Genomic DNA, 12,358 nt, shown 5'->3' with positions numbered 1-12,358 from the left:
TATGCTGTCAATCCAATATGTCTATGAACTTAATTCTCTTTATTTTTCCCTAACAAGTCTCCTTGTTAGCGGCTGCAAAACTAAAAATTCTTTTTGTTTCTCGCAAGATTTTTTTGAAGTTTTTTTTGAAAAAATTTTCTTCACTTTTCTCACTCAATACCCTTAAGAACTTCCCTGTTTTGCGGGTGGCAAAGGTAAATCACTTTTTTATTTCTCGCAAATCTTTTTTGACTTTTTTTCTAACCTTAGTCATTTCCAATCTGCCGTACTCTACATTCAATGAACTCCCTTATTGCGGCTGCAAAACTAGAACCTTTTTCCGGTTTCGCAAACTTTATTATACCTTTTTTTAAATCTTTTTCTTAACAACCTCATTACAAATACATAACAATACCCGTTTTTTTTGATGGTCAGGGCATCCTTGCTCTCATTATCCGGTTTTACTGGCGTTTTTGCCTTTTTTTTATTCCTGAAATACCAGACCTGACAGGTTCCAAAAAACTGTCAGCTCATCCGAAATTAGTAGAATCATACCTATATATAGGTGCGCTTTCTGAAAAATAATATCTGATCCGTTGTAAAAAATCGATTATCCATAAATAAAAAAACTACTATTATATATAGGTAGCACTAAATCCGAACCAAAAATTATTTTGATCTACATACTTTATATAATAAAACACCTGACAGGTTTCAAAAACCTGTCAGGTGTAAAAGGTGTAGTAAAACAAAAAAACCGCAGGAAATCCTGCGGCTTCTATTATTTTATTTTCTTCTCCATTATATAATCTTCCATCAGATAACCTTCTCCAATATCAATATCCTCTTCACCAATCACCTCGAAACCCTGTTTTTTGTAAAAATCGATCGCTTTATTAAAACGGTTCACATTTAACAACAAGGTGGAATTGTTATTTTGATCAACTGCAGCTTCCACATAATTCAAAAGGAACCTTCCAACACCCTTACCCTGTGTTTGCGGTAGTACATATATTTTATGCAATTTGGTTTTCCCTTCCTTATAATTAACCTGAAAAGAAGCAAATCCATAATACACCCCATCTTCTTCCGCCAAAACAAATTGTTGTCCATTTTGCTGTTGCTGCTCCAATGCCGGAATCGCATATATTTTATCAAGCATATACTCCAATTGCGTTTCCGATAAAATAGCACCATAAGCATCCGGCCAGATGATATAGGCCAAAGACTTTACAATTTCCAATTGATTTTGTGAAGTTACCTCGGTAATGATCATTTTATTCTGCTTTTAATCTTTTTTGTTCTCTTGCCAATAATGTGTTTTTCATCAGCATGGCGATTGTCATCGGACCAACACCTCCCGGTACCGGTGTAATAAAGGATGCTTTTTTGCTTACATTATCAAAATCCACATCTCCGGTGATCACATATCCTTTATCCGATTTTTCATCTGCCACCCGGGTAATTCCCACATCGATGATCACTACATCATCCTTAACCATTTCTGCTTTCAGATAATTAGGAACTCCCAATGCCGTGATAATAATATCCGCCTGACTGGTGATCTGGGTAATATTTTTAGTATGACTATGCGTTAAGGTAACTGTAGAATTTCCCGGAAACCCTTTTCTTCCCATCAAAATACTCATCGGGCGCCCTACAATATGACTCCTTCCGATTACCACCGTGTGCTTTCCTTTTGTTTCCACATTGTAGCGCTCTAACAATTCCAGGATTCCAAATGGTGTTGCCGGAATAAACGTTGACATATCCAATGCCATTTTTCCGAAATTCTCCGGATGGAAACCATCCACATCTTTACTCGGATCGATCGCCATTAATACTTTTTGCGTGTCAATCTGATCCGGTAACGGCAATTGCACGATAAATCCATCGATAGCATCATCTTCGTTTAATTCTTTGATTTTTTTCAGTAATTCCGTTTCTGAAGTCGTACTTGGCAATTTTACCAAAGTCGATTCGAAGCCTACTCTTTCGCAAGCTTTTACTTTACTACCTACATAAGTAAGACTCGCTCCGTCGTTACCAACGATTACAGCCGCCAGGTGCGGCACCTTTTCTCCGTTTTCTTTCATTTTCTGCACTTCGGCAGCAATTTCATTTTTGATTTCCTCCGAAATCTTTTTTCCGTCTAGTAGTTGCATTCGTGTGTATTTGTGTGTTGTTTTTATCTAAAAAAGAAGACGCGACTAATCGCGTCTTTATTTTATCTCATTCCTTTCATTCCTCCCATCATTCGCATCAGGTTTTTCCCACCTGCTCCCTGCATCATCTTCATCATTTTGCTCATCTGGTCGAATTGTTTCAGCAATTGATTTACCTGCTGAATATTGGTTCCGGATCCTTTCGCGACTCTTGCTTTACGTTTCGCATCCAATAGCGCCGGTTTTTTTCGTTCGTCTGGTGTCATCGAATAAATAATGGCTTCAATATGTTTGAAGGCATCGTCTTCAATTTCCACGTCCTTCAAGGCTTTTCCAGCTCCGGGAATCATTCCGACAAGGTCTTTCATGTTACCCATTTTCTTAACCTGCTGAATTTGTGTCAGGAAGTCATCAAATCCGAATTCATTCTTCGCGATTTTCTTTTGCAATTTTCGTGCTTCTTCCTCGTCATATTGTTCCTGAGCTCTTTCCACTAAGGACACTACGTCTCCCATACCTAAAATACGGTCGGCCATACGTGACGGATAGAAAACGTCAATCGCTTCCATTTTTTCTCCGGTTCCGATAAACTTAATCGGTTTGTTTACCACCGATTTAATCGAAATAGCCGCTCCACCACGAGTATCCCCGTCTAATTTTGTCAGAACAACTCCATCAAAATTCAAACGATCGTTAAACGCTTTTGCCGTATTTACCGCATCCTGACCCGTCATGGAATCCACTACAAAAAGGGTTTCCTGTGGTTCGATTGCTTTGTGAACATTGGCAATTTCGGTCATCATCTCTTCGTCAACTGCCAAACGTCCGGCCGTATCGACAATCACCACATTATAACCGTTGGCTTTTGCGTGTTTAATTGCATTTTGTGCAATTTCAACCGGGTTTTTATTTTCCGGTTCGGAATACACCTCCACACCGATTTGATCCCCAACTACGTGCAACTGATTGATCGCTGCCGGTCGGTAGATATCACAGGCTACCAATAAAGGTTTTTTGTTTTTCTTTGTTTTCAGGAAATTTGCCAGCTTTCCGGAGAAAGTGGTTTTACCGGATCCCTGTAAACCGGACATCAAAATCACAGATGGATTTCCAGACAAATTCACTCCGGCTACATCCCCACCCATCAACTCGGTTAATTCATCTTTAACGATTTTCACCATTAATTGCCCTGGTTGTAAAGTTGTTAATACATCCTCACCGATGGCTTTTTCTTTTACACGTGTGGTAAAATCTTTGGCAATTTTAAAATTAACGTCGGCATCCAGTAACGCTCTACGCACTTCCTTTAAGGTATCGGCAACGTTTACTTCCGTAATTTTTCCATGACCTTTTAATATATGAAAGGCTTTATCGAGTTTATCACTTAAATTATCAAACATGATTCTGTGTTTCGTTTAATGAGGTGCAAATTTAAGAATTTGATTTTGAAGTTCCACAGAATCGTTCCACAAAAAAACAGGAATTGCAACTACAAGTCAATCCTTTTGCGAATTACACAGCATTATATGCGATTCCGACTCAAAAATCGACACTTCCGACTCAATTATGTTTCATTTTTTCAAAAAACACAGGATCTGATTTTGGTGACTCAATTTTATTTTATCGCTTTTTTTAGTGTATCGATGAAAATAGTGTTTAAAAGTTAATGCTTTGTTATATTTTATATGAAATCGTGTTTTCCAATTGGTTATCCGTTTGTAAATGGGTAAATTTATAGTGTTGATTTAACACGAATACTACTGTAAAAACATTCCGTTTTTTAAAATACTACGCGTATGAAAATAGTCATCATAGGAGGTGGTTTTGCCGGTATCAATCTGGCAAAAGCGTTGGCCAATAATCCCAATTTTCAGGTGATACTGGTAGACAAGAACAATTATAATTTTTTTCCACCGCTCATTTATCAGGTAGCGACCGCATTTCTGGAACCTTCCAGTATTAGTTATCCGTTCCGGAAATTATTTTCGGGCAAAAAAAACATTACATTCCGATTGGCGGAACTCCTTCGGGTTGACACCAAAAACAACAAAGTAATCCTTTCGAATGGCGAATTAGAATACGACCAACTGGTATTTGCTACCGGTGCCGAGAGTAATTATTTCGGCATGGAAAATGTTCGTAAAAATGCCATTCCGATGAAAACCTTAAACGATGCTGTCGAAATGCGAAACCGTTTATTACAACAAATGGAAAAAGCGGCTATTTGTGAAGATCCGCGCAGAAGACGACAGCTATTAACAATCGTAGTTGCCGGCGGCGGACCAACCGGAGTGGAATTATCCGGAATGTTTGCCGAAATGCGCAACGGGATTATGAGAAAAGAATATCCGGAACTGGCCAATACCTTAAGCGACATTTATCTGGTTGATGGCGGAAAGGCTGTTTTGGCTCCGATGAGTGTCAATTCGCAACAAAATACCTATAAAGCACTAACGAAACTTGGTGTTAAAGTGCGATTAAATTCACAGGTTAAAGATTATGTAGATGGTACGGTTTATTTTGCCGATGGAAAAACCATTAAAACCGAAACCCTGATTTGGGCGGCTGGTGTAAGTGCCAAACTATTTGACGGTATTCCGGAAACCGTTTATGGTCGTGGCAAACGAATGCAGGTGGACGAACACAACAAACTTAAAGAGTTTCCAAATATCTATGCCGTAGGCGATACCTGTATACAGGTAACCGATCCGAAATTTCCAAACGGACATCCGCAGTTGGCACAGGTTGCCATTCAACAAGCGCGCCATCTGGCGAAAAACTTTAAGGCTATGGTGGCCCAAAAACCACTAACTCCTTTTAGCTATAATGACAAAGGATCGATGGCCATTATCGGAAAAAACAAGGCCGTCGTTGACCTTGAAAAACCGAAAGTCCATTTTAACGGATTTTTTGCCTGGTTGGTTTGGTTGTTTATTCACCTGATGTCACTCGTCACTTATCGCAACCGATTGCAAACTTTATACAACTGGACAGTTGCTTATTTTTCGAAAGACCAGCCGTTGCGAATGATCATTCGGCCAGGTAAAAATGATGATACGTCATCTTAAATCAATATCATAATAGCAATTTCAATGCTACGCTCCTTTCGTTATAGTATTACATTCTTTAATTTATAAGATTAATTATAACTTATTTATAAATTTAATCACAATGAGAATTCTATCCGTCCGGGAAAAGCCGGAATATACAGACACAGCGATCGCGTATTTATAACAAAGCTAGCCGGAAGTACCGGCTATCATCTATGAAAATTGCATCCGTCATTGTATCGATGCAGCACAACCGTTACCCCAATGGTATTTACTGGAAAAAAATTCCGAAATCATTGGCTGTGCCGGTTTGATCGCAAATGATTTTATAAGCCGAATGGATCTTTAACCTTGGGTTTGCGCCATATATATTGCCGAAGCCCACCGTGGTCATGCCTATGGTTCTTTACTATTGGATCTGGCAAAAAAAGATACCCGTACAGCCGGTTTTAAACACCTGAATCTTAGCACGGATCATATCGGTTATTACGAAAAATACGGCTTCCAGTATATCGGAGATGGTCACCATCCGTGGGAAGAAACTTCAAGGATCTACCAAATAGAAGTGTAAGTATCATTAGTAAGTCATGTATAAGACTAATCACGATTAAACATCAAGAATGAATAAAATTCACCCTTTTTATTAAACGGATAATTACAACGCTATTATTCCGATTAAAAGATTTACATATCCGGATGCTTTTAATTGATTGATCAATCAATATTTGTAATCCGTTTCAAACAATGCTACATAAAACTACAGGATTGATCACTGTACTTCGTTCCCTTTTTCAGACATCTTGCAGTCATTATTACCCGATTCTTTTAAAAAAGAATTCAAAAAAATATAATATTGATTTCTCAATTTTACTATAACCTTCTCATTTAATCCCTTTTTATTATACTGTTATTATCCTGAACGGCATATAATTCAGGTCTTTTCAAAATTATAATGGCAAATATTACAACTATTCCCTTCATGTAGCCACAACATCCTGATTTGGGATATGCGTTAACAATCAATATTTTAGTTCTCATGAATAAAAGCCTTTATAGTAAAGAATACCGAATACTGCGGGAAATCTTATATAATTTAAGAACCGACAACAATATGCGACAGAACGATCTGGCGATCCAATTGCGCGTTCCACAGTCATTAATCAGTAAAATTGAGAATGGCGAAAGAAGGATTGATCTTATCGAATTGAAATCCTTTGTTGAAGCAATGAATATGACATTAAGCGAGTTTATAACAACATTTGAACAGAAATTAAAATCCGATGAAACCAAACGAAAGATTTAAAAACCAGCCGTTAGAATTTTGGGCCAACATTAAAATATTAAATCAAAGGCTTGGTTTTACCAAAAAACCGAGTGCCGCGAATCCACAAACCAATCTGGTAGTTCCGACAATTCAACAAATCATTGAGGCCTTCAAGAACGATCATTACAACTATAGCAAATTGATTAATAATGATGGCCTAACAGAATTTGGCCGGCATATTATTGCTTATATGAAATACCGAAGAGAATTATTAACCAACGTCATTTTTCCGCTATTAATGAATCGGAATGAGGCAGAGGAACTATTTTATTCCTTGAAAAAGGAATTAAATTCCGATTGTCCGTTGCCACTAAACAAACAAAAAAAGGAGAAAAAAGACTATGCTTATTTAAAAGGGATTGTCAATATGCTTATTTGCAAGTATAAAGGAGAATACAGTTGTGATTTTGCACCAAAGGAATTAACAGTCATTACGGAAGATAATTTTCCGGTACGAGTACTACCCCGAAGAGCGAACGGTGTTTTTCCATCGGTAACAAACCCGAGAGCGATATGGGAAATCAAGGAATACTATTACACCACTACTTTCGGCAGTCGTGTGTCCGATAGTGTTTATGCGGCTCAACTGGATGGCTGGGAATTATCCGAAGCCCAATCTCAAACCGGGAAATCAATAAAAAATTATCTAATAATAGACGACTATTATACCTGGTGGATGAAAGGAAAATCCTATTTGTGCCGACTGATTGATCTGATGCATATAGGATTGGTCGACGAAGTAATTTTTGGACGTGAAGTTGTAACCCGAATCCCAGAATTAGTGGAAGAATGGAAAAAAGACATAGAATCCAATCGCAACTCCAAATAGGTATCGCGAACTAACCATAAAACTTATCTTACACTTTTTACCCTAACAAGTTCTGACATAAAAAAGCCGCTTTAAATAAGCGGCTTTTAAAGTTGTAATATCCTTATGCTTTTTTAGCATCTTTAGAACAACATGCTTTTTTTTCAGTGTTTGCTGTAGCTTTATCTGCAGAACAACATGCTTTTTTAGCTTCACCTTTTCCTTTAGCAGAGCAACACTCTTTTTTATCTTTTGGTTTTTGCTCCTGTGCATTAACATTCATCGATACTGTGAAAAGCGCTACCGCTGCAATTGCCATTAATTTTTTCATTGTTTACTTATTTTTGATTAATTATTAGATTGTTTTCAAGGCATCTGCTTTAGCAGAATTGTTTCAAAATTAGCAAAAAAACAGAATGATGCTCATAATACCTTCTTAATATTTCCTTATATTTTAAAATTGGAAATAGATAAACGGTTGTGGTCCTGCCGATGCCGTGGCATAAACCAACCAATATGCCAATCCGAGAATAATTGCTTTTCCTACAATTGGCAACGCCCGGAAACCTCCCTGCATGGTATTTACAATTTTTTCAGGCAGGAAATGCCAGATAAAACCAAATGCCATGAGTATAAACACATTTTTATAGCCCATCGCAATCACTTTCCATTGTTCCGGATCAAATGTCAGATTACCGATATTATGAATCAGTTCCAAAGCTGTCGTAAAATCTTTAGCCCGGAAAAAGATCCAGCAAAAAGTTACAAAATGGAACGTCAGAATTATAGCAAATACATGTCCTATTTTTCCGCCAAAACCTTTCTTTTCTTCTTTTTGGGAAGGAAAATATTCGATAACGATTTTATGAACAGCCAAAGCCACTCCATGTAATGCCCCCCAAATAATAAAACGAAGACTCGCACCATGCCACAAACCGCCCAGTAACATAGTCGTTAACAGGTTCACATTGGTAAACATCGTACGTTCTTTATCACGTGACAAAAGGAATGTCAGCGAAAACACAACCAATGAACTCACCGCCAGAATTAATGGAATATTACTCGTAGGCGCATAGTTGATTCCCCAAACGATCAATCCAAAGAAAAACAACGCCGGGAATAAAAATCCGGCAAAGGAACCGTTTCGATTTCCTCCGACAGATATATATAAAAAGTCTTTTAACCAGGTTGATAATGAAATATGCCATCTTCTCCAGAACTCTGTAATCGAGGCCGACTGGTAGGGTGTACGGAAATTGGTTGGCAATTTGAATCCCAGTAATAAGGCAACCCCGATCGCCATATCGGAATATCCTGAGAAATCGCAATAGATCTGGATGGCATATCCATAGGACGCCATCAGGTTTTCGAATGCCGTATAACTCGATGGTGCATCAAATACCCGATCGACAAAGTTGATTGAAATATAATCGGAAATTACTGTTTTTTTGACCAATCCACCGATAATCAGTAATAATGCCCGGTTTACATCGTCTTTAGTGATGTTCAGTTTTTGATATATCTGAGGCAGAAAATCTTTAGCTCGTACGATAGGTCCGGCCACCAATTGCGGGAAAAACGACACGAAAAACAGATAATCGACATAACTTTTAGTTGGCTCAATCTCTTTTCGGTATACTTCTATAATATAGCTGATCGACTGAAAGGTATAAAAAGAGATTCCAACCGGAAGGATGATCTTCTGGAAATCGAAATGTTCTCCGGAAAGGGCATTATAGTTTTCAATTATAAAATTGGTATATTTAAAATAACCCAAAAAGCTCAGGTTTAACACCACACTAAAAGCGAGATAGATCTTTTTTATGGCTGCTCTGCTTTCTCGGTGCAGAATATTCCCCAGATTATAATCGACCACTGACGACGCCAGTAGTAACAGGAAATAGATTCCACTGGATTTATAATAGAAAAATAACGAGAAACAGATCACATAGATCAATCTCAGATGAAACGTTTTTCGGGTTAGAATATAGACCGAATAAAAAACGAGAAATAACCCCAGGAATAATCCGGTATTAAACAACAACGGCTCTTTCGGATTGTATAAAAACCAATTTTTTACTGTTTCTCCAGTAATTCCGGTAAAAAGCGACGTTATATTATGGGCAAACCAATCTTGCATATTCAAAAACGTAATCAATTTTTCAAATTTGTTTTATAATTCTCGTAGGCTTGTAAAAGGGCTTCCGTAAACAATGTTCCTTGTTTTTCATAACCCGCCTTGGAATAATGTACTTTATCGCCAGCCATTAACCCCTGACGGTAATTTCTGTTCACACCGTATAATCCTCCAAAAATGGAGAACATATCCCAAACCGCATGTTGCTTGCTTTCGGATTGTGTGTTAATCTCACGGGTATAGTCGGCTGCAAAAGTATTCAGAGAGCGGCGGTATAACAACGACGGTGGTGGTGTCATTACTATTATTTCGGCATCCGGATTTTTTTGTTTGATCGTCTCTACAAACTGGTTTAACTGTGCCATATAGGCCGTAACGTCCATTTTATCAAAGGTTTCATTCGTGCCCAGTGAAACAATCACCAAATCCGGATGTAATGCCGGAACCTGATCAAAAAATAACGGGTATTTATTATAATCCGAAAACTTAGCTCCGTTAACACCGATGCTGTTGTAAACAATTCCCGGGTTGTCTTTTTCGAACACCAATCCGTTTAATGCAAACTTGGATGCATTTTTGTTAGGCAACAGGTATATTTTTTTAATCGTTTCGGCATTATAATAAGTATAAACCCCATCCTGCTGTTCTAGCGATAATGGGATAAACTCCGAACGTTTAATACTTTTCTTTTGCATTTCATTCGTTGGAATACGCAATGTTTTTCCGGCACGAATGTTATTATTTTTTAAGCCATTGGCTCGTTTCAGTTCAGCTACCGAAATATTGTATTTTTCGGCAATGATCGAGATAACCTCCCCCTTTTTAATTTTATGATTGATTTTTTTCGGAACATTCGATTCCAATACAATTGTTTTGGAACTGATTGCCACATCAAAAAGATTCTGATCTTGTGGTGTCAGGATTTTTAGCGTATTAAATTCGTATGCCGGATCTTTTACGTTGATTTCCACGGCAAAATCCTTAGCATTGGTAGTTAACGCAATTCCGCTTAATCCTACCGGATTTCCATTTACCGGATTTATATTCCGATAACTGCTCCAGGATTCGTTTGATGAATAACGGATGTAGTAACTTCCATTGGTTTTCGCCAGATTATACGGAAAGGAAAAACCAAGTCCTGCATTTCCAAACTTATATTGCAGGTTTTTCCGAACCACACCGGTGAACAAATCCGCCTGAATATGCGAATCGCCCACATGTAGAATGTTGATTTTTCCTTTACCAGTGACTTCCAACGTATATAGTTTTTCGAAGAACTTTTGCAACGCAGCCGTATTCGTAATTTTGTTATCGCCGTAAACGACGGGTTGCTCTTCTATAGCCAGTGTATCGACTACCGTTTCAAGGGAATCAACCTGAGAAAAAGCAGGTCCACCATAAAAGGCATACAGCAGTATAAAAAGGAATTTATTGCACATGAGTAGTGTCTTTTTTAACGGTCACACTGTCTTTTTTAACTACAGCTTTTGGTACTGCCGGTGCTTTTCTGGCCGCACGTAGTTTTTTGTACTGCTCATATCCCTGACTGATCTGGTTATAGATCAGGTCGGATATTTTTTTAGCACCTCTGTGATTAAAGTGTGTATAGTCTTTATTTGCTGATGCCGGTGTTTCTTCCACCCATTTCACCATGGATCCGTCCCCTCCCATAAGCGTATACAGGTTAATATATCCGGATTGCGACTGGATGGCATATTTTTTCTGTGCATTGGTTAGTGGTACAACAGCCGAATCGGTTTTCATTTCCAGGTCGTATTTTGTCGATTTATCTGCTGTAGACACGATTAAAATCGCAACACCAGGGAAGCACTCTCTCAGGTGATTTACCACATTGGTCATTTTGCGTTCATACCATCCATAATTATACGAACCGTAGTTTAACACATTGGTTCCATAGTGCAAAACAATTAGATCGTATCCCAATTTTTCCTGAAATTGGCGCATTACCTCGGTATTGAATGTTGTGATTGGCAAACCGGAATTTCCTCTGTTCGAAAAATTATCCACATGCACACCTTTACCATCATCAAAATTAAATCCGTAAACCGGGATAGAATCCGCTTTGATAAAATCCACTTTCAGGTTTTTAACCGTGCTACCCAACGTCAAACTATTTACCAGTCGGGATGGATTTAGTTTTTTATAAATGGTATCGTTACCTACTTTATAGGCGACTTTAGCTTCTTTATTTCCCGACTTTCCGTAGAATAGGGTTGGATTGTACAATTCACTAAGATGCTGCAGGTTCGAAGCTTTGTATTTTACCCATTCCACATGAGCAGTATCATTTGCAAAAAACACATGTCCGTTAATTCCGAACGGTTTTTTGGGACGTTTCACATTCAGATACGATTGTGTTTTCCAATTGGTCGAAAATTCGTGTTTTATCGATCCGCGGGATGCTGCTGATTCTGAAGTAATGTTTACAAAACCGACACCATTTCCGCCGAAGCGATTTTGGAAATTCGAACGAAAATCCTGTACAATCATATCGCCATCCGTCATCGAATCGCCAAAATAAGCGATACGTACTTTTCCTTCCTTATTGGTTTCCAGTTGGAACAATTTTTCAAAAAATCCAACCAAATGCTGAAATCCTTTATAATCCTGAAAGGTTTCCGTTGGGAAAACAATACCATCCACAGCCTTAAATTGAATTGGCTGTTTGGAAATAGTATCCGCTTCTCCTCTATCGATACTATCTTTTTCAATAGCCTCCAGAAGCAAACTGTCGATTACTACATTTTTAGAATTACCTCCTGTTTCCGTAAACAGTTTTTTAGGAAGGAATGATTTAAAAACAATAAAAGCTACAATCGAAATGGCAATAATGGCAAGTGATTGAAAAAAATATGATTTTGGCTGATTCACCGT

General features: G+C 38.0%; 11 protein-coding genes. 4 read left to right on the top strand and 7 right to left on the bottom strand.

Annotation, left to right across the window (positions count from 1 at the left end; translation table 11 throughout):
- Nucleotides 1-760: 760 nt before the first annotated feature.
- The 3 genes from E6C50_RS10470 to ffh all read right to left on the bottom strand — a co-directional run bounded on the left by E6C50_RS10470 (nt 761) and on the right by ffh (nt 3,544).
- On the bottom strand, nt 761-1,255 hold the full coding sequence (locus E6C50_RS10470) for a GNAT family N-acetyltransferase (RefSeq protein ID WP_136403177.1): 495 nt from the start codon (nt 1,253-1,255) through the stop codon (nt 761-763).
- Nucleotide 1,256: 1 nt separating this feature from the next.
- Nucleotides 1,257-2,144 (bottom strand): bifunctional 5,10-methylenetetrahydrofolate dehydrogenase/5,10-methenyltetrahydrofolate cyclohydrolase, encoded by an 888-nt coding sequence (locus tag E6C50_RS10465; RefSeq protein ID WP_136403176.1) that lies wholly within the window; start codon nt 2,142-2,144, stop codon nt 1,257-1,259.
- Nucleotides 2,145-2,206: 62 nt separating this feature from the next.
- Nucleotides 2,207-3,544, bottom strand: a complete 1,338-nt coding sequence (gene ffh, locus E6C50_RS10460; protein WP_136403175.1) for a signal recognition particle protein — start codon at nt 3,542-3,544, stop codon at nt 2,207-2,209.
- Between the two features lie 396 nt (nt 3,545-3,940).
- Between ffh and E6C50_RS10455 the strand changes: the two genes are divergently transcribed.
- The 4 genes from E6C50_RS10455 to E6C50_RS10440 all read left to right on the top strand — a co-directional run bounded on the left by E6C50_RS10455 (nt 3,941) and on the right by E6C50_RS10440 (nt 7,347).
- Nucleotides 3,941-5,212 carry an NAD(P)/FAD-dependent oxidoreductase gene (locus E6C50_RS10455; RefSeq protein WP_136403174.1) on the top strand — a complete coding sequence of 424 codons (1,272 nt, stop codon included), beginning with the start codon at nt 3,941-3,943 and terminating at the stop codon, nt 5,210-5,212.
- A 346-nt stretch (nt 5,213-5,558) separates the two neighbouring features.
- Nucleotides 5,559-5,765: a GNAT family N-acetyltransferase gene (locus E6C50_RS17980; RefSeq protein WP_262712820.1), complete on the top strand. Its 207-nt coding sequence runs from the start codon at nt 5,559-5,561 to the stop codon at nt 5,763-5,765.
- A gap of 465 nt (nt 5,766-6,230) precedes the next feature.
- A complete protein-coding gene (locus E6C50_RS10445; protein WP_136403173.1) occupies nt 6,231-6,497 on the top strand; it encodes a helix-turn-helix domain-containing protein in 267 nt (88 codons plus the stop codon).
- A complete protein-coding gene (locus E6C50_RS10440; RefSeq protein WP_211089535.1) occupies nt 6,475-7,347 on the top strand; it encodes a DUF7687 domain-containing protein in 873 nt (290 codons plus the stop codon). The genes E6C50_RS10445 and E6C50_RS10440 overlap by 23 nt, the downstream gene beginning before the upstream one ends.
- Before the next feature lie 103 nt (nt 7,348-7,450).
- Here E6C50_RS10440 and E6C50_RS10435 read toward each other — a convergent pair whose 3' ends face one another.
- From E6C50_RS10435 to E6C50_RS10420, 4 genes are all read right to left on the bottom strand, one after another.
- Nucleotides 7,451-7,657, bottom strand: a complete 207-nt coding sequence (locus tag E6C50_RS10435; RefSeq protein ID WP_136403172.1) for a hypothetical protein — start codon at nt 7,655-7,657, stop codon at nt 7,451-7,453.
- Nucleotides 7,658-7,780: 123 nt separating this feature from the next.
- Nucleotides 7,781-9,466: an MBOAT family O-acyltransferase gene (locus tag E6C50_RS10430; RefSeq protein WP_136403186.1), complete on the bottom strand. Its 1,686-nt coding sequence runs from the start codon at nt 9,464-9,466 to the stop codon at nt 7,781-7,783.
- Nucleotides 9,467-9,480: 14 nt separating this feature from the next.
- Nucleotides 9,481-10,902 carry a GDSL-type esterase/lipase family protein gene (locus tag E6C50_RS10425; protein WP_136403171.1) on the bottom strand — a complete coding sequence of 474 codons (1,422 nt, stop codon included), beginning with the start codon at nt 10,900-10,902 and terminating at the stop codon, nt 9,481-9,483.
- Entirely contained in the window at nt 10,892-12,355 is a 1,464-nt protein-coding gene (locus tag E6C50_RS10420; RefSeq protein ID WP_136403170.1) for an SGNH/GDSL hydrolase family protein, read from the bottom strand. Before E6C50_RS10420 ends, E6C50_RS10425 begins: the two co-directional genes overlap by 11 nt.
- Between the last annotated feature and the right edge of the window lie 3 nt (nt 12,356-12,358).

Source organism: Flavobacterium supellecticarium, from assembly GCF_004801375.1.
GTDB classification, from domain to species: Bacteria; Bacteroidota; Bacteroidia; order Flavobacteriales; family Flavobacteriaceae; genus Flavobacterium; species Flavobacterium supellecticarium.
Note: the sequence above shows the minus strand (reverse complement) of the source record. Positions and strands in the feature narration are given on the sequence as shown.

What these genes read in the sequence shown, in the direction of transcription:
- E6C50_RS10455 (WP_136403174.1), top strand. Translation starts at nt 3,941, where the DNA reads ATGAAAATAGTCATCATAGGAGGTGGTTTTGCCGGTATCAATCTGGCA.
- E6C50_RS10465 (WP_136403176.1), bottom strand. Translation starts at nt 2,144, where the DNA reads ATGCAACTACTAGACGGAAAAAAGATTTCGGAGGAAATCAAAAATGAA.
- ffh (WP_136403175.1), bottom strand. Translation starts at nt 3,544, where the DNA reads ATGTTTGATAATTTAAGTGATAAACTCGATAAAGCCTTTCATATATTA.
- E6C50_RS10425 (WP_136403171.1), bottom strand. Translation starts at nt 10,902, where the DNA reads ATGTGCAATAAATTCCTTTTTATACTGCTGTATGCCTTTTATGGTGGA.
- E6C50_RS10435 (WP_136403172.1), bottom strand. Translation starts at nt 7,657, where the DNA reads ATGAAAAAATTAATGGCAATTGCAGCGGTAGCGCTTTTCACAGTATCG.
- E6C50_RS10470 (WP_136403177.1), bottom strand. Translation starts at nt 1,255, where the DNA reads ATGATCATTACCGAGGTAACTTCACAAAATCAATTGGAAATTGTAAAG.
- E6C50_RS10440 (WP_211089535.1), top strand. Translation starts at nt 6,475, where the DNA reads ATGAAACCAAACGAAAGATTTAAAAACCAGCCGTTAGAATTTTGGGCC.
- E6C50_RS10430 (WP_136403186.1), bottom strand. Translation starts at nt 9,466, where the DNA reads ATGCAAGATTGGTTTGCCCATAATATAACGTCGCTTTTTACCGGAATT.
- E6C50_RS10445 (WP_136403173.1), top strand. Translation starts at nt 6,231, where the DNA reads ATGAATAAAAGCCTTTATAGTAAAGAATACCGAATACTGCGGGAAATC.